This window comes from Rhodopseudomonas sp. P2A-2r (assembly GCF_026015985.1).
Taxonomy (GTDB): domain Bacteria; phylum Pseudomonadota; class Alphaproteobacteria; order Rhizobiales; family Xanthobacteraceae; genus Tardiphaga.
Window position 1 is genome coordinate 1,500,221 of record NZ_CP110389.1, and the last position, 24,883, is coordinate 1,525,103.

General features: G+C 64.4%; 14 protein-coding genes and 3 pseudogenes. 8 read left to right on the forward strand and 9 right to left on the reverse strand.

Annotated elements, in window-relative coordinates; all coding sequences use genetic code 11:
• Positions 1-3: 3 nt before the first annotated feature.
• Genes phnL through ONR75_RS07250 form a run of 4 tightly spaced genes read left to right on the forward strand, consistent with a single transcriptional unit; the run spans position 4 to position 3,116 of the window.
• Positions 4-699, forward strand: coding sequence for a phosphonate C-P lyase system protein PhnL (gene phnL, locus ONR75_RS07235; protein ID WP_265082007.1), 696 nt, complete (start codon positions 4-6; stop codon positions 697-699).
• 11 nt (positions 700-710) lie between these two features.
• Positions 711-1,868 (forward strand): alpha-D-ribose 1-methylphosphonate 5-triphosphate diphosphatase, encoded by a 1,158-nt coding sequence (locus ONR75_RS07240; RefSeq protein ID WP_265082008.1) that lies wholly within the window; start codon positions 711-713, stop codon positions 1,866-1,868.
• Entirely contained in the window at positions 1,865-2,446 is a 582-nt protein-coding gene (gene phnN / locus ONR75_RS07245) for a phosphonate metabolism protein/1,5-bisphosphokinase (PRPP-forming) PhnN (RefSeq protein WP_265082009.1), read from the forward strand. Before ONR75_RS07240 ends, phnN begins: the two co-directional genes overlap by 4 nt.
• A 49-nt stretch (positions 2,447-2,495) precedes the next feature.
• Positions 2,496-3,116, forward strand: a complete 621-nt coding sequence (locus tag ONR75_RS07250) for a pyridoxamine 5'-phosphate oxidase family protein (protein ID WP_265082010.1) — start codon at positions 2,496-2,498, stop codon at positions 3,114-3,116.
• Between the two features lie 29 nt (positions 3,117-3,145).
• Here the strand turns inward: ONR75_RS07250 and ONR75_RS07255 are convergent, their stop codons facing one another.
• Positions 3,146-3,622 carry an Lrp/AsnC family transcriptional regulator gene (locus tag ONR75_RS07255; protein ID WP_265082011.1) on the reverse strand — a complete coding sequence of 159 codons (477 nt, stop codon included), beginning with the start codon at positions 3,620-3,622 and terminating at the stop codon, positions 3,146-3,148.
• 242 nt (positions 3,623-3,864) lie between these two features.
• On the opposite strand from ONR75_RS07255, the pseudogene alr reads away from it, so the two are divergent.
• Together alr and ONR75_RS07265 are read left to right on the forward strand one after the other, a co-directional pair.
• Positions 3,865-4,815: pseudogene (gene alr, locus ONR75_RS07260) on the forward strand (alanine racemase); the annotation flags it as partial.
• 117 nt (positions 4,816-4,932) lie between these two features.
• The gene (locus ONR75_RS07265) at positions 4,933-6,192 is read left to right on the forward strand and encodes a D-amino acid dehydrogenase (protein WP_265083573.1); all 1,260 of its coding nucleotides are present in this window, start codon (positions 4,933-4,935) and stop codon (positions 6,190-6,192) included.
• Between the two features lie 164 nt (positions 6,193-6,356).
• On the opposite strand, the gene ONR75_RS07270 is transcribed toward ONR75_RS07265, so the two are convergent.
• Positions 6,357-7,124: a helix-turn-helix domain-containing protein gene (locus ONR75_RS07270; RefSeq protein WP_265083574.1), complete on the reverse strand. Its 768-nt coding sequence runs from the start codon at positions 7,122-7,124 to the stop codon at positions 6,357-6,359.
• A gap of 184 nt (positions 7,125-7,308) precedes the next feature.
• Here ONR75_RS07270 and ONR75_RS07280 point away from each other — a divergent pair.
• Positions 7,309-9,597, forward strand: a pseudogene (locus tag ONR75_RS07280) (marine proteobacterial sortase target protein).
• Positions 9,598-9,682: 85 nt separating this feature from the next.
• Positions 9,683-10,267, forward strand: a complete 585-nt coding sequence (locus ONR75_RS07285) for a class GN sortase (RefSeq protein ID WP_265082013.1) — start codon at positions 9,683-9,685, stop codon at positions 10,265-10,267.
• 681 nt (positions 10,268-10,948) lie between these two features.
• Here the strand turns inward: ONR75_RS07285 and ONR75_RS07290 are convergent.
• From ONR75_RS07290 to ONR75_RS07325, 7 genes and pseudogenes are all read right to left on the reverse strand, one after another.
• Positions 10,949-11,302 carry a hypothetical protein gene (locus ONR75_RS07290; protein ID WP_265082014.1) on the reverse strand — a complete coding sequence of 118 codons (354 nt, stop codon included), beginning with the start codon at positions 11,300-11,302 and terminating at the stop codon, positions 10,949-10,951.
• A 30-nt stretch (positions 11,303-11,332) separates the two neighbouring features.
• Positions 11,333-18,012 (reverse strand): annotated as a pseudogene (locus ONR75_RS07300) (filamentous haemagglutinin family protein); the annotation flags it as partial.
• Between the two features lie 151 nt (positions 18,013-18,163).
• Positions 18,164-20,683: a hypothetical protein gene (locus ONR75_RS07305; RefSeq protein ID WP_265082016.1), complete on the reverse strand. Its 2,520-nt coding sequence runs from the start codon at positions 20,681-20,683 to the stop codon at positions 18,164-18,166.
• 134 nt (positions 20,684-20,817) lie between these two features.
• Positions 20,818-21,039, reverse strand: a complete 222-nt coding sequence (locus tag ONR75_RS07310; RefSeq protein ID WP_265082017.1) for a hypothetical protein — start codon at positions 21,037-21,039, stop codon at positions 20,818-20,820.
• Positions 21,032-21,205, reverse strand: a complete 174-nt coding sequence (locus ONR75_RS07315) for a hypothetical protein (protein WP_265082018.1) — start codon at positions 21,203-21,205, stop codon at positions 21,032-21,034. Before ONR75_RS07315 ends, ONR75_RS07310 begins: the two co-directional genes overlap by 8 nt.
• On the reverse strand, positions 21,202-23,595 hold the full coding sequence (locus tag ONR75_RS07320) for a filamentous hemagglutinin N-terminal domain-containing protein (protein WP_265082019.1): 2,394 nt from the start codon (positions 23,593-23,595) through the stop codon (positions 21,202-21,204). Before ONR75_RS07320 ends, ONR75_RS07315 begins: the two co-directional genes overlap by 4 nt.
• A gap of 206 nt (positions 23,596-23,801) precedes the next feature.
• Positions 23,802-24,809, reverse strand: a complete 1,008-nt coding sequence (locus ONR75_RS07325) for a FecR family protein (protein ID WP_265082020.1) — start codon at positions 24,807-24,809, stop codon at positions 23,802-23,804.
• Positions 24,810-24,883 lie beyond the last annotated feature (74 nt).

Genomic DNA, 24,883 nt, shown 5'->3' on the forward strand with positions numbered 1-24,883 from the left:
CAGATGATTCCGATGATCGATATCCGCAACGCCGAAAAGACCTTCGTCATGCACCTGCAGGACGGCATCCGCCTGCCGGTGGTCCGCGGCGTGTCGTTTCATGTCTCGGCCGGCGAATGCGTGGTGCTGAGCGGACCATCCGGTGCCGGCAAGTCGTCGATCCTGAAGATGATCTTCGGCAACTATCGCTGTGACGGTGGCGTGATCGGCGTGCAGCATCAGGGCGCCTCGATCGACATCGCCACGGCCGAGCCGCGCCAGATCCTCGGCGTGCGCCGCCACACCATCGGTTATGTCAGCCAGTTCCTGCGCGCGGTGCCGCGCGTCGCTGCGCTGGACGTGGTGGCCGAGCCGCTGTTCGCCAATGGCGTGGCGCGCGACGAGGCGCAGGCCAAAGCCGGCGCGCTGCTGCGGCGGCTCAACATTCCCGAGCGGCTGTGGAAGCTGCCGCCCTCGACCTTCTCCGGCGGCGAGCAGCAGCGCGTCAACATCGCGCGCGGCTTCATCTCCGACCTGCCGATTCTGCTGCTCGACGAGCCCACAGCATCGCTGGATGCCGCCAACCGCGCCGTGGTGGTCGAACTGGTCGCCGAAAAGAAACGCGCCGGCGTCGCCATGGTCGCCATCGTCCATGACGACGACGTCCGCCAATTGATTGCCGACCGGCTGGTCGATGTGACATCGTTCGCCGCCGCCTGAGAAAGAAGACCATGAAGACGACACAGACAGAGACCGTCATCGGCAATGCCCGCATCGTGCTCGCCGATCGCGTCATCGAGCAGGGCTGGATTGCCTTCGTCGACCGCAATATCGCCGAATTCGGCGAGGGCGACGCACCCGCTGGCGCTGACGACGCCCGCGGCGACCTGATCATGCCCGGCCTGATCGAACTGCACACCGACCATCTCGAAATGCATTTCGTGCCGCGACCGAAAGTGTTCTGGGATCCCGTCGCCGCCGTCGTCTCCTATGATGCGCAACTGGCGACGTCGGGCATCACCACCGTGCTGGATTCGCTGCGGGTGTGGCGCGAGAAGGGAGCCGAGGAAGCCGATGGCCATGCCGGCCTGCTGGCGGATGCGATTTCTGCGGCGCGCGATGCCGGCATCCTGCGCGCAGATCACTTCCTGCATCTGCGCTGCGAAATTCCGATGCCCAGCGTGGTCGATGAGGCCAAGGAGATGGTCGGTCGGCCCGACGTGCGGCTGATGTCGCTGATGGACCACACACCCGGCCAGCGCCAGTTCCGGGACGAAGCCAAGCTGCGCACCTATTATCGCGGCAAGGGCGCCGGCAAGACCGACGCCGAGCTCGACGAGTTATTCGCCCAGCGCTTCGAGTATCAGCGGCTCTACGCCGCCGACAATCTGCGCGACATCGTGGCGCTGGCGCAGAGCCACAACATCCCGCTGGCAAGCCACGACGACACGACCGAGGAGAATGTCAGCGACGCGATCCGCGACCGCGTCTCGGTGGCGGAATTCCCGACCACGCTGGAGGCCGCGCGCGGCTTGCACGAGGCTGGCATCGGCATTTTGATGGGCGCGCCGAACGTGGTGCGCAACGGCTCGCATTCCGGCAACATCGCCGCGGTCGATCTGGCACGCGAGGGACTGCTCGACATCCTCTCGTCAGACTACATCCCCTCCAGCCTGTTGATGGCCGCGCTGCAACTGCCGGTGCGCGTGCCTTCAATCGATCTAGCTGCCGCGGTGCGCACCGTCACCAAGCGCCCTGCGGAAGCCGTCGATCTGCCGGACCGTGGCGAGATCGCGGTGGGCAAGCGCGCCGACTTGATCCGCGTCCATGTCGCCCGTGACATCCCGGTGGTGCGCAGCGTCTGGCGCGAAGGGCACAGGGTCGCATGACCGACACGGCAACGATATCGGAAGCGGGCGCGGCCAAGATCGGGCCGGGCCGGCTGGTGCTGGTGGTCGGGCCTTCCGGCGCCGGCAAGGACACGCTGATCGATCTGGCGCGCGCCGCCAGCCGCACAGACAATACAGTCGTGTTCGCGCGGCGCGTGGTGACCCGCGAGGCCTCGGCGTTCGAGGACAATGCGCAGGCGACGCCGGACGCGTTTCAGCGCGCGGTCGCCGATGGATTGTTCGCCATCCACTGGGAGGCGCATGGCCACCACTACGCGCTGTCCAGCGCCATCGACGACGACATCATGGCTGGCCGCACGGTGGTCGCCAACGTCTCGCGCACGGTGATCGATGCCTTGCGCGCGGCCTATGCCGAGGTGGTCGTGGTGCTGATCACAGCGCCCGCGGATGTTCTGGCGGCCCGCCTGGCGGCGCGCAACCGTGGCAGCGATGGTGCGCCGGCCGCGCGGCTTGGCCGCGAGGTGACGCGGAACTTCGTGCCCGATCTCACCATCAACAATGTCGGCCGCGCGGAAGACCATGCGGGCGAACTGGTCCGCATCATCAGGGGCGAATGACGACCTCGGCGCGGATGCGCGATAGGTGTCTGGAGGCAGGAGATCCAATATGACGGTGATCGCGACGATCGAACAGCTCGAGCAGATCTACGGTTCATTCGACAAAATCGGCGAAGCCACCACCGCCAAGGTCGCCGACTGGGTCACGCCATCCTATCGCCGCCTGATCGAAGCCTCGCCCTTCGCCGCGCTGGCGACCATGGGGCCGGAAGGGCTGGATTGCTCGCCGCGCGGCGACCTGCCGGGCTTCGTGCGGGTGCATGACGACAGGACCCTGATGATGCCCGATCGTCGCGGCAACAACCGCGTCGATTCGCTGCGCAACATCGTCAGGGATTCCCGGGTGGCGCTGCTGTTCCTGATTCCCGGCGCCGGCACCACGCTGCGCGTCAACGGCCATGCCCACGTCTCGGCCGATCCCGCCCTGCTGGCCTCGTTCGAGGTGGGCGGCAAGGCGCCGCGCACGGTGGTGGTGATGAGGGTGGAGGAGATCTACTTCCAGTGCGCGCGGGCGATCGTGCGCTCGGCGCTGTGGAATCCGGACAGCCGGGTCGACCCGGCGTCGCTGCCGACGCCGGGCGAGATTCTTGCCGGGATGAGCGACAACCGCGTCGGCGGCGTGGACTATGACACCGCGTGGCCGGAACGGGCACGGCAGACGCTGTGGTGAGCGCGGGTCGGCTCGATCCAGGGCGTCGGTCAGCCATTCAACGCGGCGGGTGAGATACTGCGCCGGACGATACTGCGCATCGCAAAGCTGGATTGCAGCCGCGCGACGCCGGGCATCCGCGACAGGTGCTGCTTGTGGATGCGCTCGTAGTCCTGCATGTCGCGGGCCTGGACGTGGACCAGATAATCGTCATTGCCCGACATCAGGTAGCACGACACGACATCCGGGCATTTGGCGATCTCGCGTTCGAACGCGGACAGGGCGTCCTCGCTTTGCCGGTCCAGGGTGATGTGAACGTGCACGGTCATCGTGAAGCCGAGTTCGTCGGCATCGATGTCTGCGGCATAGCCCTTGATGATGTTCCGCTTCTCCATCTGATGGACCCGCCGGGTGCAGGCCGTCGGCGACAGGCCGACACGTTCGGCCAGCACGATCTGGCTGATCCGGGCGTCCTGAACCAACTCGCGCAGGATCTTGCGGTCGAGCGTATCTAGTTCATCAGCCATGCCTATGCCTCATAAATTCACTAACAGAGAGCCAATTTTCGCCGAATTTCTCCGCGAATGACCTTAACGAGCGCCGAAATTGGCGTAAAGCCTCACCCGCAAAATGCGACAATGATCCCGGTTTTCGGACTTGGAGCAGAGCGTTGGTTGATGCAGCGGTGAGAGAATTCGGGCAGCACGCCAGCGCCACGCTGACGGTCGATCTGGCGGCGCTCGGCCGCAATTACCGGCTGCTTGCCGAGATGGCTGGATCCGGCGTGGTTTGCGCCGGGGTCGTCAAGGCGGATGCCTATGGCCTCGGGGCCGGGCGCGTAGCACCGGCGCTACACCGAGCCGGCTGCAGAGCGTTCTTCGTCGCGCATCTCGATGAAGGCCTCGATCTGAGACAGTACCTTCCGCCCCGCACCGCGATCTATGTCCTCAACGGCCTGCCGGTCGGCGGGGAGGGCGACTGCGCCGCAGCCGGCCTCGTGCCGGTGCTCAATTCCCGCGAGCAGGTCGATGCATGGTCGACCTGTGCGCGCAAGCTGGGCCGGGCATTGGGCTCCGTAGTCCAGGTCGATAGCGGGATGTCGCGGCTGGGCATGTCGGCAGGCGACGTCGCACAGTGGACCGCCGCCGGCGGTGCGGCAGCGGCGGGCATCGATGTTCAGCTCGTCATGAGCCATCTGGCCTGCGCGGACACGCCGGCGCATCCGGCGAATGGCCATCAACTGGCGCAGTTCGAAGAGATCGCCCGGCATTTCCCTCAGGCGCAGCGGTCGCTTGCGAACTCGTCCGGCATTTTTCTTGGTCCCGCGTTTCGCCAGCATCTGGTCCGGCCCGGTGCGGCACTCTACGGCATCAATCCATTGCCGACGCAGCCCAATCCGATGTCAGCGGTGGTGGGATTGACCGCGCGGGTCGTGCAAGTGCGCGACATCGGCATCGACGCCCATGTGGGCTACGGCTGGGAATTTCGCGCCGATCAACCCATGCGCCTTGCGACGCTGGCGATCGGCTATGCCGACGGATTGCACCGCGCACTGGGCCGTGGCGGGGCGCTGTACTTCCAGGGGCGGCGATTGCCTATCGCCGGGCGCGTGTCGATGGATTCGATCACCGTCGATCTGGGCGACCTCCCGTCTGACGCGCTTGCGCGGGGCTCGGAGATCGAAGTGATCGGTCATCATCAATCGATCGACGATCTCGCCTTGGCGGCCGGCACCATCGGCTACGAAATCCTGACCGGTCTCGGCCAGCGTTATGAGCGAGATCTACCTCGACGACATCGACAAGCAGACGGCTGGTCCTACTGGAGACGTATTGCAATGAAGGTTCTGGTTCTCGGCGCCGGCGTGATCGGCGTCACCACGTCCTATTATCTGGCGAAGGCCGGCTTCGAGGTGACTGTGCTGGATCGCCAGCCCGGCCCCGGCTTGGAAACCAGCTTCGGCAACGCCGGAGAAGTTTCGCCGGGCTACGCGTCGCCGTGGGCGGGTCCAAGCGTGCCGGCCAAGGCTATCGGCTGGATGTTCGATCGCTACGGCCCGCTGGTGGTCCGTCCGCAGGCCGATCCCGCCATGTGGCGCTGGATGCTGCAGATGCTCCGCAATTGTACGTCAGCGCGCTACGCGCTCAACAAGTCGCGCATGGTCGGTGTCGCCGAATACAGCCGCGATCTGCTGCGGGAGCTGCGCGCCGAAACCGGCATCGCCTATGACGAGCGCAGCCAGGGCACGCTTCAGCTGTTCCGCAAGCAGTCGCAGCTCGATGCCACCGGCGGCGATATCGATGTTCTCAAGCAGTACAACGTGCCCTACGAGGTGCTCGATCGCGCCGGCTGCGTGCGCGTCGAGCCCGGCCTGGCTGCGGTCCAGCACAGGTTCGTGGGCGGGCTGCGTCTGCCCGACGACGAAACCGGCGATTGCCATCTGTTCACGCAGCGGCTGGAGAAGATCGCAGCCGGACTCGGTGTTCGCTTCGTCTACGGCACGACCATTTCGGCGCTGAACGTCGAAGGCGACCGCATCGTGCACGTCGCCACCGACAAGGGCGTGTTCTCTGCCGATCGCTATGTGATGGCCATGGGTAGCTTCTCACCGATGTTGCTCAGGCCGCTCGGCATCAAAGCGCCGGTGTATCCGGTGAAGGGCTACTCCATCACGGTGCCCATCGTCGATGCGTCCGTCGCGCCGCAATCGACAATCATGGACGAAAGCTACAAGGTCGCCATCACGCGCCTTGGCGACCGCATTCGCGTGGGTGGCACCGCCGAGGTCGGCGACTACAACCCGACGCAACCGTTGGCGCGACGTCGGCCGCTCGACAAGTCCTTGATCGACCTGTTCCCGCAGGCCGGCGATCTCTCACAGTCCACGTTCTGGAGCGGGCTGCGGCCGATGACGCCCGACGGTCCGCCCATCGTCGGGCCGACGCATCTGGCCAATCTTCACCTCAATACCGGGCACGGCACGCTGGGCTGGACCATGGCCTGCGGCACGGCACGGGTCCTCGCAGATCAGATCGCCGGCAAGGAGCCCGAGATTGACGTCAAGGCGCTGGCGATCAGCCGTTACGCCACTGCCTGATCGTCATCGGGGCATCCGAATCCTGTTCCTCGGAGCGGCGCTTGCGCACGCTCCGAGGACGAGCCGGACTGCATCAGAGCGGTCGCCCTATGCGCAAACTGTCGAGATGACTATAGTCAGGCTGACTAAACACGCCACCTCTCGACTGCGGAGCTCGTCCGCATTCAGCCCGGCAAGAACACCGCGAACGGCTCGTCGGTAATCTTCTGCAGATGCGATTTATAGAGTTGATAATTGGCATCCCCAGCCAGCACGCGCCCGAAGGTCGGAGATGCGATCCGGGCCATCGGCACATAGGCAATCGGCGCCGCAATGGGCGTCAGCAGCGAGCCTCTGCCCGCCAGCAATGTGGTGATGATGCCGTACATCTCGCCGGCAATGGTTGGCCGTGAGATGGTGATCAGGCGCACCTGACCATGCCGGTTTGTGATCAGATAGATATGACCGGACTGGTTCGGCACCGAGACCTCGCCATACTGGGTGTAGGCAGCGTCCTCGCGATCGGCTTCGCGAAATTCAAAATGAGAATTGATGGCGTCCCAGGCAATCTCCGTGCGATAGGTGAAGATCGCGTCCTTGTCGCCGAACGACGGACGCAGGGTGACGTAGGCGCCCTCCATCCACAGCATCGAGCGTCGCGAATAGGCGCCGAGGTGATCCGGCGCGATATCGCCATGGCCGTTGCCCGGCACGGCCACCGGCGCTTCGGCGCCCTTGCGCAGCGAGACGCCGAGCGCCTGTTCCAGCCGCACGGTGGTGGCAAGGGTGAACGGGCGGCTGCCGCCGAGCGCTTTCTCGAGGGTGGAGATGCTGAGCTTGGCCTGTTCGGCGAGTGCCTGCCGCGAGATACGACGCCGCGCCAGTTCTTCGCGAACGGTCGCGGCAATCTCCCTGCTCTGCTCGTCTGAGAGCTGTTTGTCCGGCGTCTGCATCGTCACCCCTATCTCGGACGCCGACTCTAGCAGACGCACAATCCAGCACAAAACCGGACAAATCCGCCGCGGCACCGGCACGTTCGGGCGGCCGATGGCAGAACAAGGCCGATCATCACGCTCGTCCGACAACGACGACTCCCGCACAGATTGGGCATCGGAAATGCCTTCGGGAGCGCACGCCATGACCACCCTCGATCTCCACCATGATGCCGAACCCGCGGAGCCGGGCGTTACCGGCCTCCCGGATTTCGTCGAGCGCATTCTGCTGACCGTGCTGGCGACCGCGAGCGCCGTGCTGCTCGGCATCGGCCTGCTGCTGTTCGATCACGCACCGGCATGGTCGGCCGAGACGCCTGCCACGCCGATGGCGCAGTTCTGACGACGCCCGTTCCGGTTCGCTGCTGATCAAGACGGACGAAGGCACCGTCGAGGCGGCCCGGCTCGGTCTTGATGTCGACGTCACAGTTTCGGGTCCGACCATCCGGTCCCGCATCACCCAGACATTTCGCAATCCGACCAGGGATTGGGTGGAAGCGACCTATCTGTATCCGCTGCCGCAGGGCGGCGCCGTCGATACGCTCAAGATGGTGATCGGCGACCGCGTCATCATCGGCGACATCAAGGAACGCCAGCAGGCCCGCATCGTCTACGAACAGGCCAAACAGGCCGGACGGAAAGCAGCGCTCACCGAGCAGCAACGCCCCAACATGTTCACCAATGCCGTCGCCAATATCGGCCCCGGTGAAACCGTGCTGGTGCAGATCGAATACCAGGAGCCGGTGCATCAGTCCGGTTCCGAATTCTCACTGCGCATCCCGCTGGTCGTCGGTCCGCGCTACAATCCTGCACCGATCGTGCAAAGCATCGACCTGCGCGCCGACGGCGGCGGCTGGGGCAGCAGCAGCAGCGATCCGGTGCCCGATCGCAACAGCATCACGGCGCCGGTGCTGGATCCCGCGCAAAATGCGCCGGTCAATCCGACCACCATCACCGTGCATCTGCAGGCCGGCTTTCCGCTCGGCGAGGTGAAGAGCCGGTATCATCGCGTCAATATCGAAAGCCCTGACGGTGCCCCCGTCTGATCACGTTGGCCGATGGTCCGGTGCCCGCCGACCGCGATTTCGAACTGACGTGGACGCCCGCCGCCGGAAAGATGCCATCGGTTGGATTGTTTCGCGAGCATGTCGCGGATGCCGACTATCTGCTGGCGTTCGTCACGCCGCCGGTCGAACAAGCCGAGCAGAAGCCGATGCCGCGCGAAGTGATCTTCGTGATCGACAATTCCGGATCGATGGGTGGCACCTCGATCACGCAGGCCAAGGCCAGCCTGATCTACGCGCTCGGCCGCCTGCAGCCGACCGACCGTTTCAACGTGATCCGCTTCGACCACACCATGGACGTGCTGTTTCCCGCCCCGGTCCCGGCCGACAGCGCGCATGTCGGCGACGCCACCGCCTTCGTCGGTCGCCTGCAGGCGGCCGGCGGCACTGAAATGGTTCCGGCGATGCGCGCCGCCCTGACCGATGAAGCCGGCGACGCGCCGAACATGCTGCGTCAGGTGGTGTTCCTGACCGATGGCGCGATTGGCAACGAACAGCAGCTATTTGACACGATCACCGCGATGCGCGGCCGCTCCCGGGTGTTCATGGTCGGCATCGGCTCGGCACCCAACACCTACCTGATGACGCGCGCCGCCGAGCTCGGCCGCGGCACCTTCACCCATATCGGGTCGGTGGCGGAGGTCGAGGAGCGGATGCGCGATCTGTTCGGCAAGCTCGAAAATCCCGTTGTCACCGGGCTCAGCGCGACGTTTTCGGAAGCCACGGCCGACATCACGCCGGCCGTCATTCCGGATCTCTATCGCGGCGAGCCGCTGGTTCTCGCCGCCAGGCTGAACAAGCTCGCCGGCTCGGTGCAGATCAAGGGCCGCGTCGGCGACCGTCCCTGGACCGTCACGTTGCCGCTGGCCGGGGCTGCCGAAGGCAACGGCCTGTCGAAGCTCTGGGCCCGCCGCATGATCGACGACGCCGAAGTCGCCCGCACGCTGCAGAAGATCAAGCCCGCCGATGCCGACGCCGTCATCCTGAAGCTCGCACTGGAGCATCAACTGGTGACCCGGCTGACCAGTCTGATCGCCGTCGACCAGACGCCGAGCCGTCCCGACGGCGAGCCGCTGAAACTGGCGCAATTGCCGCTCAACCTGCCGGCGGGCTGGGAATACGCCAAACCTTTCGGTGAGAAACCGCAGCCGCTCCGGGCCCCAAGCGAACGCCGCGCCGAGAACGACGGCGGCAAGGCGCAGTTCGCGGAAGCCAAGCGTCTGCAGCCCGTAACGGTGTCATCGCCGAGCACCGTGACGCTGCCCAAGACCGCGACCGACGCCGAACTGAAAATGATCATCGGCGCGGCGTTAATCGCCTTCAGCCTGATGCTGCTGGCCCTGAACCGACGTCAGGTATCCCCCACCTGATGTCGCGCGCTAGGCGGAGAATCCCCTCCTGCCTCCGCGGTGCGCGCGGTCTCCGGACCGCGCGCACCTTCTCAAGGATCACGCCATGTCGCGCGTCATGATTGCCTTCGCGCTCGGGATCGTCGGACTCATCCTGTTTGGCCAAGGGGCTTACATCCATGCCAAGGCACTAGTCGCGCAGGCCCTGCTGGAGCGGGCGTTCACGGAAACGCTCGCGCGTGGCCAGGACGTCAAGCCGTGGTCCTGGGCGGACACTTGGCCAGTGGCGCGTATCGACGTGAAGCGGCTGCGCGCCAGCGCCATCGTGCTCGCTGGCAGCAGCGGACAGGCGCTCGCCTTCGGCCCCGGCCATGTCGAGAACACGCCCAACGCCGGCGAGTCCGGTGTCGCGGTGTATGCCGCGCATCGCGATACGCATTTTCGTTTTCTCGGTGACCTCATCGTCGGCGACGACATCGACGTCACCCGCCGCGACGGCCGCACGTTTCGCTATCGCGTCACCGGAACGTCGGTGGTGCCGTTCGACGGCTCCGGCATCGATGCTCAAGCCGATGGATATCACCTGGCGCTGTCAACCTGCTGGCCTCTCGATGCGATCACACCGGGTCCGCTGCGCTATGTGGTCCACGCTGTGCTGCAAGTAACGCAACAGAGTGCCGTCCGTCCCTGAGCAAGGTTGTCACGGAGAAAATGCGCGCCTACCCACGAATCATGCTTTTGCTGATTTGCTAATGCTTTAAATGGCGACAGGCCCTAGATCTCGGCGCTCGTTGGTCTTTTTCAGTGTTGTTATGCTCATAGAGGATCTGAGCAGCCGAAAATGACAGAGCGGAATCGTCGCGGCAACCACAGGTTAAGCTAGAGCATAGCGGTGCCCGACACGCCTGCCAGCCTGAAAGGTATTTTGGCAAATTATTGAATATGCTGAGATATTTGGTAGCGAGAGAGGGACTCGATACCAAAAGCCAAATTAATTCAATAAAAACAAAGTCCTGCTGCCGCGGTCGACTGCATGTGTCATGACTCTGTGATACAGGTTCGAACGTTTTTTGACAACCTTCGCGAAAGTTGGAATTTACTAATTGTCCGTCGTCGCGCCCCGAACAGACCGTCTGGCCCACGGGTAGGAGTTCGAATCTCTTCGGGCGCGCCATTTTGGCTACCACTCACAACCAAACTGCGAACCATTGCCGTCGCCCCGCGTGTTTCAGGGCCAGAGCTGCACCTGTTTAAACTGCAAAAATTACCGGTCTCGATGCTAGTTCCACGCTTCAAAGAGAGGCTAACGAAAACTGGGGACGGGCGTCACAATTTGGATCGCCAAGCTTTGGGTGAGAGGCGATTGTGCCAATTAGATCCTTCCGGCCTCCGCCCCCTGCCCCAGTTCCTTGCGCTCCTGGTCGGTCAACATGCGCGACTCCTGCGCCGACATCGGACCATTTCCGAGAATTCTCACTGGATTTGCGGGATCGTAATTTTGCGTATCTTCCCGCTTGCGACTGGGTCGCACGTTAGGCGTCTGTTGCTCCCCATCACCGCCGCCATAGCCTAGCACTTCGACGATGATCACCGAGGGCTGGGTGTTGCCGCTCCCCTGGGTCGGTGTCGCCGTCTGTTGGGTCGCTGCCGTCGCATTCGACGTCGACAGGGCGGCGCTGATGCTTGGCGCCTGCACCGTTGGGATGCCCGACGACGATCCCTGCACCTGGATATTCGCAGCATTGACGATCTGCAGCGCCGCCAGGTTGATATTGCCGGAGACGCGGATGCCGGCTTCGCCGGCGTCGATGATGCCGAACGGCGCGATCAGGTCGATGTTGCCGGGGGCTTTTCCGGGATCGGCCTGAGCGTCGCGATGCCGGCGCCGGAGGACGGTACCTGTGGCGATAGGTCGACATGACCGTAATTATCGTATTTTCGCTTGGGCGGCGTGTAGATCACCGTGGTCTTGGAGCCACGGCCGGCATTGATGTCGCCGGTCGCCGACCAGGCGACGATATTGCCGCCAAAGGTCGTCATGATGCGCGACAGGCCAAGCAGCACGCTGCCTTGCGAATAGATCTGGATGTTGCCGCCGCCCTGCGTCACCAGGCCCGACGAGGCCGGCGGCACCTGGCCATCGACGCCGATTACCGTGCGGCCGCCCGGCGTGAAGGTCTGGATGTCGCCGCCCGACACCGTCCGCACGCCGGAGCCGCCGAACATCGTGATGTCGCCAACATAGTCCGATGCATTCGGGAACAGTGCTGCGATGGCGTTGCGGCCGCGCAGATAGCTGCCGTAACGCGAACTGGTCGCGTCGTTATATTCGCGGCCGCCGGCCGTGAGTTCGGGGAAATAAACTTCCTTGCGCAGAAAAATGTGTTGCTGCTCCGGCGCCAGACGATCAAAGGCGGCACGCGCGTCGTCGTCGGAGCCGGCGAAACCGTAGCGGTCTTTCAGCCAGGCCACGAGCTCCTTCTCATAGGTCTTGGCGACCTTGCCCGGCTGTTCAGCGAGCGGCACGCCCGAAGTCGCCAGCCGCGCCGGATCGAGATAGAGCGACGCGAGCTTGCCATAGTCCGGGCCTGCCTCGCCGACGCCGGCCTGCATCAGGATGCTGGCGCCGGGACGCGTGTCGCCGATCGCGATCGGGCCGATGCTGGTGATCGAGCCCTTGTCCGCCTGATACAGATTGCGTGCAGCCGAGACTTCGAGCGTGCCGGGGCCGGCGATATCGAAGTTAGCGAAGATGATGTCACGCCCGGCCGAGACGATCGACACGTCGTTCGGGTTGCTATGCACGATCAGATTGCCGCGCGACGGCACCCCCAGCACGCTATTCGCCGTTGTTACGCCCGGTGCAAGGCCGGCACCGACGATATCGCGGCCAGCGCGCACCATCACGGGCGCCGCCGCGTTGTACCATGTGGATACGCCGATGCCGAATGTCAGCGTCTCGCCCGTGCGCAGACCAACCACATCGCCTTCGCGCGCATAGAAGCGGATCGGATCCGCATCCGGGGCTCGCCCGATGTCGAGCGCGGCGGTGTTTGGACCGAAGGCAAACAGTGCCAAGGGTGCCGTACGGGGCAATGTGTTGGTGACCCTGAGGGGCGGCACGTTGATGCCTCCCACGGTGTCCGGTTCTCTTCCGATGAAAGCGGGATTGAACGGCGTCGGCAAGGCCGCGCCCGATCCGGACATGCTGAACGAATATTGTCCGCCATAGATTGAGTCCCGGGCCAGCATCTCCAGCGAACCATGGGTGGACGGCGCAAGCGTGACGAAGGTGGGCGCATCGGAGAGACCTATCATATAGGACAAGGCGTTGGCCCCGTAATACATGCTGCCGCCCAGCGCCGCCGCACGCAGGATCGATGGATAAAGGAACGATCCATCCGACGCGTTAGGGTCGCTGCTCCCATAGGAATTTTCCGACGACGAGGTCGTGGGCGTGAGATTGCCGCCGGCTGAGAGCAGGTTGATCGCGGTGTGGTCGGTCCAGAGGCTGAACCAGCTCTGTCCGCCACCGGCATAATTTGTTCCGTCCTTGGCGAAGGCAGATCGGTTTGGCGAGAACGAGCGGCCCGGATCGCCGGCGCCCGCCAGCACGAGATCGCCTGAGGTTTCGAGATAGACCGCCGAATCGCCCGGCACCAGCGCGATGCCGGATCGCGCGTCCGAACGCGTCGCTGTGAACGGATCGACGCCGCGCGGATCGAAAGCGTCATTCAAGCCGCCCCCGGATCTATAGATGAGCTTGATCCCGCCGATCGACTCCGCCGCCACATGCAAGGCGCCGCGGAGATTCACCAAGGCCCCGGGAAGCGCTTGTTGTTCAGTTCTGTTGGCGAGCGCCAGGTTCGGATTGAGCGCACCGGCAATCCGCATGTCGATGTCGCCGCCGCCGGTGAGCGTCATCGATCCATCGGCGCCGACACGGCCGGTGCTGCCGACCGCAACGACCAGTCCCTGGCTTCGAAACGGCCCATAAACCTGCGATCCACGAAGCGCGATCGTTCCGGCCTCGCCGCCGACGCGGATCGCAACATTGCCTCCACCCAGCGCACCTATGCCGGTGAAGCCGAGCAGATCGGGAGCACGCAGTTGATCGCGCGATGTGTTGGCCGCATAGGTACCGAAATTGATCCACCATGCGGTCGGAATTGCCGCATCGACAGCAGCTGTGCCGGTGCCCTGGCGCCACAGCCAGTTGCCGGTGATGAAACTCGACGGCGTCTGCCGCGAGGACCCGCCCGCGATATCGCCGACGAGATCGCCGCCAGCGGCAATCAGGACATTGCCGCCATGGTCGGGATACCACGCGTCATAAGTCGCCAGGCTACTGCCATAATCGATGTCATAACCGGGCGTCGGCGGCAGCGCGCCGATCAACGTGCCGTCGGCCAGTTGGCCGCGCGCGCGGTCATAGGCCGGATCGACCGACGTCGCCGTGCCCGCGGTGTAGACGCCATAGAGCGAATTCATCCGGATATCGCCGGCGGCGAGCATCTCCAGATCGCCTGTGCCGGTTCGCAACACGCTGAAAGCCGGCGAAACAAACTTGCTGTCGGTGATGATGGGTGCGCCCGGCGTAAGGATGCACTGGCCGGGTTCAGCGTCGCAGAGCCACAGGTCCGAGGGGGATACGGGTGTACCCGGCTCGGCACCCAACCAGTTGTCCGGCAGCCAAACCGCGGTGCTGCCGCTCCCGATCGTGAACCCTTTGAGAGCGTGCGTGTCCGCCAGCCTGATGGCACCTGTGGAAGCAGGGTTCAGCGCGCGCCGGTCTCCCGAGCCGAGGTCGGCGCCTGCAACAAGACCTATCGACCATGACGTTGCGCCAGCACCCAGCATCGGCGCGACCGCCCAGTTCCGTCCTTGCCTGCCGCCCGTCGAACTGCGCAGATCGATTGGCTGGCCGCCAGCGAGCTTGACATTTGTCATCGACGGAATCAGCGACCCGGCCGCAAGCACCAGCGCACCGGTCGACGTCATATTTACCGGCAGCGGAACGCCCTTCGGCCAGACCAATGCCGCAAGATTGGCGTCACTGCGCAGCACCGTGCCCGCACCGAGTTGCATGCCCGCGGTAAGCGTCACTGCGTTCGGCAGGATGGTCCCGGCAGCATAGGCCACGCTGCCATCGGCGTTGTAGATGCTCGCACCGACAACTGTACCCGCTGACAGATTGAGCGAACCTGCCAATATTGCTCGCACTGGCAGAACCGTGCCGGTAGGTACGGTGTAGTTGAACGCGGCTTGCAGATCGTAATTCAGCGTCGCGCCTGCTACGAACACCGTACCTGCTTCGAGCGTGACGGCGATCGGAACCACGAGGTCGCCGCCGAATGGCACCAAGCCATCGCTGAGCACCCAGCCGTTATCATCTGGCGTAGCCGCCGGCGGCGCGAAGCCGTCGTTGATCGAACCGCGGATATTGAGATCGCCGGCTGCACGGATCGTCAGCACGCCGGGTTCGCCGAAGCCGCGCAGCGCGGGGTCGAGCCGGTTCGACTGCGGCCCATAACGATAGCCGGACAGGTCGAGGTCGCCCGCCACCGTGATATCGCCATTCGGATTGTCGGCGCTGATCTTGCTAACCACCTCGACGCCGGGACGCAGGCGATAGTTGCCGAGGCCGGCAAGCCGGTTGCTCAAGGACGTATTGCCAAGCGCCGCATTGATAAAGGCGCTGCTGTCGCCATCGAGATCGTCGAGATAGGCTTTCGTAATCTCCTGCGGTTTGTGCCCCGTCACATCCGGTGCGCCGGCCAAGGGCGCGTCGTCATAAATGCGGAACGCATTGACCGCGATGGTCTTCGCGCCATGGATTGCGGGCGTGCCCAGCACATTGACAGCGACATCGTTGGCGCCATCCACGCCTCTTGTGCCGGCAGGAACGCCGGTGCCGCCAAGGCGCGGCGCGTTGAGATTGAGCGTACCGCGCGCTACGCCGTCGTTCTGGCCACGTCCGCCGCCAAGCGCGACGGCAGTGCCAGCGCGCAGGTCAATCGCCGCAGTGCCCGCCAGCGTCAACGTTCCCGCCCGCGTCGTCAAGTCGACGACGGCGCGGTTCGGTGCGTCGATAATCTTGCCATAGCTGTCAAAGCGCATGCCCGTGCCATGCGCATCGAGCATGCCGTTGATGGTGAGGTCGCCTATCGCCGCCAGCCGGATCGCGCCGACCTGATAACCGCTGGCATCGATGGTGCCGTTGACGGTCAGATCGCCGCCATCCAGCGTGATCTCGACATTGCGCGCCTTGACCTCGTCGCCGATAGCGAGGCTGCCCTGCTTGATCTGGAACTTGCGCGCGCCGAACACTGCGCCAGTGTTGAGGCGCTGGTTCAATCCGGCGAAGTCGGCAAGCGTTTGCGCCCGCACGGTGAGTTCGGCTGCATCATAGGGCACAATGGTGCCACCCGCGTCGTACCACCCGGTTGCGCCGCCCTGAATCGTGCCGGCGAGATTGACATGACCGGCACCGGCGCCAAGCGCCGTTATCGCGGCTGTGCCGCCGCGATTGTACTGCGCGCTGAGGTCGATCACCGATCCCGCCGCCTGGCTGATGCTGCCCGCCTCGCTGGTCAGCACCAGATCGCCGCCCCAGCTATATTTGGTGACGTCGAACACCTGCACCGCGCGCCCCGACAGATCGATGCGTGAGCCACTACCAAGCGCGATATCGCCCGTCGCCGCAAGAAACAGCTTGCCCGAAGGCAGCACGACATTGGTATCGACCGTGATATTGGCCCCCGCCAGCTTGAGCTGCGCGCCGAGCGCATCGACCTTGGGCGCATCCGCACCGCCCGCACCGGCCACGAGGATATTGCCCCCTGCCGTGATCGTGTTGACCGAACCCGACTCGCCGGTGAACAACGGCGTCGTGACCGTTAGATTGCCGCCGGTGTACCGATAGCCGGTCGCGGGGGTGTACGCGCCCTGCTGAAGATAGACGCCGAGCGTGCTCTTGCCGTTTGAGGTGATCCGCTCGCTGGCGGAGACGCTGACATCGGCAAAGCCAAGCGCGAGACGGTTATCGACGATGGTGCTGCTTGGCCGGGAGTTCGGAGCAGAGCCGAACACGACGCGGTTTGCCGCAATGTCGAGTTTGCCATCGCCGAGCATGCCGGCCATCGCCGCGCCCGGCGCTGCCGCCGAACCGGTCCAGATGAACTCATTGGCGCGGATCGTCGCAATGTCGCCCGCCGCGCCATAGCCGTAGATCGCAGGCGTCCCAAGCACGAGCCGCTCCACCTTCGACGCATCGAGATCGACGCTGCCGAAAATGTTCACCGCATCGCGCGCCTTGAGCACCAGCGTTTCGAGCGCCGGCGCGCCAGTTGCGGTATTGCCTGCGAGAAGTCGGGCCAGCAGGCCCTGATTGAGCGCCAGACCTGGGGGCAGATGGCCGGAGGCCGCCGCTGCTGCCAGACTTGCCTCCTCGCCCAGATTGATCGCCGACAGGCCCAGCGACAGATTGCGCGTGCCATAGGACACGTTGTCGGCGATGGTGAGCGCGCCGGACGTCGAAACCGCGATCGTTCCTTCGGAAACCAGCGTCGTGGTGCGATTGCAGTCCACGGTGACGCAGCCGCCGACCGTGATGTTTGCTGGGCCGACCGCCGATGATTGCAGCATGTCGATCCAGCCGTTGGACAGCGCCAGAACGCCAGATTCGGCCACGAAGACAAATCCATCGCTTGAATCGTAGCTGGCGCGGCCACGGCCGACCGTGCTGATCGATGCGCCTTCCTCTATCGTGATCCCGGCGCCGGCCAGGATCACTTCCGCTGCCGCAATGCGGGCGCCGCTGCGCACAATGAGATTGCCGCTGCCACCAATGGTCGCAAAGCGACCGGTCTGGCCGTAACCCACGGCAACTGTGCCATTGAGTACCAGACGCGGCGCGTTGAGCTTGCTGAGTTCATCGGCGTAAACGGATGCGCCGAATTGAATGCCGGGATCGGCGCTTTGTCCTGAGCCAAGGATTTCGCCGAGCCCGCGGACATTGACGTTGCCGCCGAAACCATTGCCGCCGGCGGCAGGCTTCATCCGCAGATCGCCATCGATGCGCAATTGCGAACGGCCATCGACGAACCGAGGCTTTTCCAGCAGGATATCCAGCGACTTCGCATCGATCGTCATCATCGCACGCGGCACGCCGATTCGTGCCGCATCCGCCAACACGAAGGCGTTGTAGCCCATCTCGTTGTAGGAGGAGTGTTTGCGAACGGTATTGGCCGAGGTGACGATAATCTGGTTCGGCAATGACGAGCGGATCGCCGTGTTGGCAACGCCCAGATAGGCTTGCGTCACGTAGGAACCATTGCCCCCTGCAACCGCACCAGTCGCCACAGGCGTGGCGCTTTTGCCCAATTCGACGCGAAAGGCGCCGGGCAGCAACGCATAGCTCGATGGCATCAGCATATAAGTGCCGGCGGGCAATCCCGGCACACCATCCGGAATGGTAATCTGCTGACCGATGAGCGGCGCACCGTAACCCGTCTCCTGCACCACCGGCGCATAGTCCACGCGGCCCGGCACGATCGCATAGACCGAATTGCCCTTGCTGCTGTAACTATAGCCTGGATTGGAATTGACGAATGGCGTGGTCAGGATATCGACCGAGCCACCACGACCCGACACGAAGCCCGCGCCAGCCAGTTCCCCGCCGCCCGACAGGTCGAGAACCGCCCCCCTCGACGTTCAAATGGGAGGTCGCAAGCTGAATACCGCGTATGGGGCCAAAGTTGCTCATGGCGCCTGCGCCGTCCAGCACGATCGCGGTCCCGTCATAACGGTAGACGAGTCCATCGACGGTGCCGCCATAAGGCATCACCAGCCCGGCGCCGCTCACCGAAGTGATGCTGCCCGGCAGAAGATTGATCGCATCGGCTTCCTCCTGGCGCATCGCGCCAAGATACAACTGACCCAGCGGCGCGCGCACCACGCCGCCCTGATTGATGGTTTCCGCACTAAGAGAGAGCGACCCGAAAGCCGAATACGGCATGTCGGGGACCGTATCGCCATATCGGCGAATGTTGAGCACGCTGCCGCTGCCGTAGTGTCCGTCTTTGGTATAGCCGGCACTGATCGACCCACCGGCGCCGCTCGCCGGGTAGATTTGCGCGGCGGTCAGCGTGATGTCGCCCGGGGTGGCCAACATGGTGCTGCCGAGCACACGGATATCGCCACGGCTGGTGAAATCGAGCAGCGCGAAGCCGCGACGATCCACGGTGTAGGACGACGTGACGGTTTCGATATTCTGGCGCACACCGAAAGAAAGGCGGTCGCGAAGATCGATCAGATCTGCAGTGATCGCGAACACGGCATCGCTTGCCTGTTGCGTCGGAACGCCAAAGCCATCGGCCGATCTCACAGCGGGCAAGGTGTGTCCGTCTCGTGTGATGCGGGTAACGCCTGCCAGCCGCACGTAAGGCGCCGACAGCGATACTATCGAATGCGCGCCCGCCTGCTCACCGAGCCCGAATGTGCCGGCGTAAACACGCAGGCTCTGCTTCATCGCGAGCGTGACGTTACCGTCGAAGGAAAGTGCGCCATCGACCAGCAGCGAAAGATTGTCGAACCCGCCTTGTGCGATGCGATCGGCGCCGAGCCGTGCGGTGCCGGTGACAAGACCGGCCTTCGCCTCCGCCATCGACGCAGCATCGGCGATGGAACTGTCGCCCTGAATGTTGCCGATGATGAATTCGCGATGCCGTAACACGTCGCCGGATACCGTCAAGATCGGATAGTTGGCAGCCTCGAGCGCCAGCGCGAGCGTGCCGCCGGCTGCATTCGCGCCGCCCGCCGCCGCCCGCAACGTACCGTCGAGATAGAGCCCGTTGCTCGACTTGACGACGATCGTGCCGCCATTGCTGGCAACCGCCAGTGGCACGCTGCTTTTTTGCAAACCCGGTGCGGAGATATCGAGCACGGCGTTTGTGCCGGATGCGTCGAGCAGGGCGCCAGGCCGGATTACGACGAAGGAGTTCGGAGTGATGGATTCACCTTTCCCCTCCCAGTCCATCGTGCCGCCAATTTGGATCGCGCCGCCATTTGCGACCACGCCATAGGTCTGGCCCCGCGTATTGACGGCCGCAGCCGCCCGCGCCGCGACATCGAGCACGGCGTGGTCGCCGATCCAGATCAGGCCGGCCTTGCTTTGCAGACCTAAGTCGGTCCCCCCGGGCTGGTTCAAGGTAATCGTGCCGTTCGGAGCGGTCAGCGTGCCGTCGACCGCGAGCGAGGTGCCGAACAAATTGATTGACTGGCCGGCATCCACACTGACCGCCGCGCCTGCATGAATATCGACCGCACCGTTCGCTGCGAGCCCGACATCGTAACCCAGGGTGGAGCGCAGCGTCACGCCGGCGCCGCCACGCTGGATCAGCCGGCTGTTGACGGCGTCTTCCGTCCATAGCGGCGGCGTCCACACGCTCAGCGCCTGCGCAAGATCCGCGCCAGTGGCAGTGGTGAAGGCGGTGTCCGTGAAACGGTAGACCGGCATCGTGACGTCGAGCCTGACGCCGCTGGCCACGACGATGCCGAGACCGCCATTGATGTCATAGCTGGAGAAACCAGACTGGATCAGCGAGGGATCGATCGTTGTGGTCGGTCCGACGGCCACCGCCGAACTGAAGCTCGTCCCGACTGCAAGGCGTGTCCCGGACGCGATTGTGAAGTTCACCGGCGACAGATTACCCGCCGTGATCGTAATGGTCTTGTCCGAGATCGGCAGGCCGTTCGGGAATACATTGCCCGGCACGACATAGGACGATGGGAACGCGCGGTCGTTAATCCTGGTTATGACGGTCCCGGCCGGAATGACAGGCAGTACCCCGTTTGGCCCAACCCCGTACTGTCCGCGGTCGGTATCGATTTGATACCCGATGCTGCCGACCCGGGGGCGCGGCGGTATCCAATCGGCGGCGAGCGTCACGTTACTGATCAGCGTGTTAGTCGTCCCGATCGCCTCACCGGGCAACGCAATCTTGCTGACGTAACTGTAGTCAACCGGTAACACGCTGCCCGCGCTAACCTCATAATCCTGCAGCAGGACGAGATCGGTCGGCGCCTTCTCGCCAGCACCAAGCACACCGTCCGTGGCAAGAAGTTTGCCGCCGATCCCGATAGCGGTGCCGGATTCGACCCTGATCGTGCCGCCGCCATTGACGCCGTAACCTCTGATATTGCCGTCGAGCTTGAGGACGCTGGCCTTATCTTCGGCAATCAGGGTGACATCACCACCCTTGCCGCCTTTGGTCTTGCCATTGGCGAGGATGGCGCCCCCGATGAGACGTCGATGGTGCTGCCGGTCTTGAGCAGGACGTCACGGCTCGATTTCAAGCTCACCGATCCGCCATTCAAATAGGCCAGCTTGGCGCTATCGGCCGGATTCAACGGCGCATTCACCCAGACGCCGCGCAGATCGAGCGTGACGCCTTCACGCAAAGTGATCGACGCCCCCGCTCTTCAGCAGCAGTTGCGCGGCGCCGCGATCGCCGCCGCCCTTGAAGTAATTGTCCACGGTGAGCGAACCGCCACGTGCGGTCACATCGGCCTTGATATCGACCACAGCCGCATTGAGAGTGATCCTGCCGCCATCGGCCAGGGTCAAAGGGCGTTCGATCGCGATCGTGTCGGTGGTGCCGATGTCGAGCCCGCCGAGATGCAGCGCATTGATGTAGCCGGCGTCGAACCGGGCGGTGCCGGTGCGCGCTGACGGCAACGCATCGGTTGCGGAGAGGCCCGCGGCGATGAAGGCGACGTCGCCGAAGCGGACGTCCGAATCGTACAGGCCGCTGCCGCTGACTGCACCGTCATAACGGCCCAATCCAAGCGTGCCCTGCAACGGCGCGGCATTCTGCACCTGCTTGTAGCCGTCAGAGAGGCCCGCGGCGCGCGCGCTCGACTGGCGTGCGCCCTTGACGACATCGGCAATGATCTCGGCCTCGAACACCGGTGTCGGCGACGACAAATTAAGACGACCGGCGTCACGGCCGACGGTGTAGCCCGCCTCCCAGCGTCGCGACGTGTTGCGATCGAAGATGCTGCTCCAGACCTCGGTGAGCTGTTCGGAAACCTTGCCCTGGATGTTGTGCGTACGCACGAAGCCGCCCCCGCGGCGATGAACTTCATGTCGGCCGGCGCATTGTCGAAGCTGTAGAGCCGACCATCGGTGCCGATCAGCTTGGTCGAATAGATCCAGCCGCCGTCATAGCTGACCGAGCCGCCGGAGATATCGAAGCGCGCGCCCTGCTGCGCGACCACCTCGGGCGCTGCCAGCGTGACGGTGCCGCCGAGGGCCGCCCATTCGCCGATGGTGTGGGTGGTGTTGGCGAGATAACCGCCGACTTCGAGCAGTCCACCCTTGGTATAGTAGCGCTCGCCGACATAGCCGCCGGTGCCTGCGCCGACGAGAACCAGATCGCGAATGTCGATCCAGACATTTTTGTTGAGCAGGGCCCCGCCGTCGCGATTGACCGGCGAGTCGCGCAATTCGTTGCCCTGGACGTTGACCAACACCTGATTGGCCGACATCGGCAGCACCGCGCCGCGCACGCCGGAGACGTCGACCGTCGCGCCGCTCGCGGCAAACACGCGCCGGCCGGCGCTGACTGCGATCTGGCCGCCCTGGGCCGCGGTATAGGACCCGTTCTGCAGATCGACCAGGCCGCCCGTGACGATCTCGACCCGCGACTGGTCGCGGCGATCGGCCAGCAGCGACAGATTGTCGAACTCTGCGGAGGCCAGCGGATTGATCCCCGAGACCGCAAGCGCCTCGCGCTGCGCATTGAGCGCGGCGTCCGTGGACTCCAGCTCGGGCAGCACCGCACTGATGCCGGAGCCGGCGAGCGTAACGCTGCCGGCGGCGTCGCTGGCCTTGTTGAGGAGATGGATGGTGCCGCGCTGATTGACCGAGGAGGTCGCGATCAGCACGCCTTCCTGCCGCAGCGTACGGCCGGCCAACGTGATGTCGCCCTGTTGCGACAACACGAAGCCGGTATTGACGACACGGCCGGCTGCGCTGCCACTGAGGATCACCGGCGCGATTTCGCTGCCATTGGTGGTGGAGAACTTGTTGTCATCGGTGCCATAGCCACGGCGCAGGATGAAATTGTCGCCCGCCGCCAGAATCGTCTGGCCCTTCGGCGTGGCGATGCTGCCGGCATTCTCCACCTGCGAGCCGATCATCAGCACGAAGCCGCCGCCCGACGTCACCGACGACGGCGCGCGGGTGGCGATCGATGCGCCAGCCTCGACCACGACCTTGCCGCCCGCCGCGGTGAAGCTCGGATTGTAGGTCGCACCGGTCCGCGTCGAATAGATGCCGTTGTCGCGGAACTGGGCGTCCGTAATGCCGGCGGTCGAGGCGATCAATGAGCCGACATTGATCTGGCTGTTGCCGCCGAAGATGATGCCGCTCTGATTGATCACATAGACCTGGCCGTCGGCCTTGATATTGCCGAGGATCTGGCTCGGGCCGGTCGATGCATCGACGCGGTTGAGCGCCACCCAGCCGGCATTGCCCTGCTGGTCGAACGTCAGCGTGGTGCGGGCGCCGACATTGAAGCTCTGCCAGTTCAGGATCGCCTGCTGCGCGGTCTGCCTGATATTGACCTCGGTCTGCCCCTTGCCGTCGCTGCCCTGGGTCGGGGCATTGGCGCCCGACCAGGTCGCGGGATTGTTCGGCAACAGACCGCCGGCGCCGAGCCCGTTCGGCACCGCGGCGGGCGCGGTCATCGAGGTCTGCCGCGCGGCTGCGGCAGCCCGCGCCGCGGCCTGGACGCCTTGCATGTCCTGTACAGCGCGCGCCGCGCGTGCCAGCGAATCCTGGGTTTGCTTTGCCGCCGCTGCCGCCTGCTGGGCCGCATAGGCTGCAGCATCCGACGCGAAGTTCGGCGCCGAGACGCTGGCGCCGCTTCCGCCATTGAGGGCTTTGGCATGAACGGTTTGCGGCGCAACCGATGTCAAAGCGACAGCGCTGACACCCGCCAGAAGCACCATACGGTGGGCCGAGCCACTTACAGAAACCAAAGAAGCCGGGACAACGCGACGATTCATCGGAGAATTCCTTCGGGCAACAGCAGACCTCCGAGTGGCCGCGAACATTCGCGGCCGCCTCGGAAGATCCCTTTCAATTGCAGGACGAAATCTCGGGCGGCGTTGAGCCACGATCCGAAAATTTTTTAATCTTTTTTGCCCGATCCGGCTCAGCTCAAGATGACAAGCCCGCCTGGGAGATGCCGGATATGCGCATCGACCGCCTGCTGCAATTGCAGCAAAATCTCGTCCATTTCTCCGATCCGGAAGCGACCATTGATCTGCTTCTGGGCCAGCGTCGCGCTCATCAGAACAATCCGACCGGCGCGGTACCGGTTGATTTCGTCGACGACCTCGGCGATCGGAGTGTTCCGGAACTCGACGATCCCACGTTGCCAGTTCGACTCCGCGATCGGATCGACCGTCGCAATCCCGCTGATCCCGGCCGCTGTGTACCGGACGCGTTGCCCCCTGCGCAGTTCGGCAATAGTGTTCCCCTGCTCGACGTGAACGCGGCCATCAAAACACGTCACTGTGACAGGTGAGCGATCCCCTTCCGTCGCATAGCGAACATCGAAACGCCCCGCCTCGGTAAACGCTTTGCCGCCGGCCGCCAGTACCGCAAGGACCCGCGTTCCGCGCTGTGTCGTCTCGAACGCCGCCTCTCCCGCGATTAATTCGATCCGCTCCTCGGTGGCGGTCGGCGGGCGGATAGCGAGACTGGTCTGAGTATTCAGGTTGATCGCGATATCGCCTGCGAAATTGACGTTGCGCTGCTCGCCCGTGGCGGTGCGGAAATCGGCGTTCAGTTGCGACAGAGACGGCCACAGTCCGAGCGGAGGATTGACTATTCCATAGGTCGCCACAGCCGCGACCGTCGCCGCCCCGCCCAGGACGATACGGCGGCTCACGGACCTGCGCCGTTGTCCGAACGCATCGAGCGCCGTCGCGTAATCGACCCTGGGATCATTGAGGACTTTCCGGGCGGCGCCGATCTCGCGCCAGACCAGATTCGCAGCGACGAATGCGGCTTCATGCGCCGGATCTTGCGCCCGCCAGCGCCTCGCAGCCTCGATATCCCCCTCCGTCGCGTCTCCGGAGGCAAGCTTCTGCGCCCACGAGACGGCTTCGCTCTCCACACGGCTCAGACCGGTCCCGCGAGGATTGTCCTTTGTCATTTTGATCCACGGCCCCAGGCGACATCGCCGGGACGCTGCCCGGCCATTTCACGCATTTCTAATATCAAGACGTT

Bases quoted from the DNA above. Each gene is read 5' to 3' on its own strand.
- ONR75_RS07265 (WP_265083573.1), top strand. From the start codon at position 4,933: ATGAAGGTTCTGGTTCTCGGCGCCGGCGTGATCGGCGTCACCACGTCC.
- ONR75_RS07250 (WP_265082010.1), top strand. From the start codon at position 2,496: ATGACGGTGATCGCGACGATCGAACAGCTCGAGCAGATCTACGGTTCA.
- phnL (WP_265082007.1), top strand. From the start codon at position 4: ATGATTCCGATGATCGATATCCGCAACGCCGAAAAGACCTTCGTCATG.
- ONR75_RS07270 (WP_265083574.1), bottom strand. From the start codon at position 7,124: ATGCAGACGCCGGACAAACAGCTCTCAGACGAGCAGAGCAGGGAGATT.
- ONR75_RS07255 (WP_265082011.1), bottom strand. From the start codon at position 3,622: ATGGCTGATGAACTAGATACGCTCGACCGCAAGATCCTGCGCGAGTTG.
- ONR75_RS07320 (WP_265082019.1), bottom strand. From the start codon at position 23,595: ATGGTGCTTCTGGCGGGTGTCAGCGCTGTCGCTTTGACATCGGTTGCG.
- phnN (WP_265082009.1), top strand. From the start codon at position 1,865: ATGACCGACACGGCAACGATATCGGAAGCGGGCGCGGCCAAGATCGGG.
- ONR75_RS07325 (WP_265082020.1), bottom strand. From the start codon at position 24,809: ATGACAAAGGACAATCCTCGCGGGACCGGTCTGAGCCGTGTGGAGAGC.
- ONR75_RS07240 (WP_265082008.1), top strand. From the start codon at position 711: ATGAAGACGACACAGACAGAGACCGTCATCGGCAATGCCCGCATCGTG.
- ONR75_RS07285 (WP_265082013.1), top strand. From the start codon at position 9,683: ATGTCGCGCGTCATGATTGCCTTCGCGCTCGGGATCGTCGGACTCATC.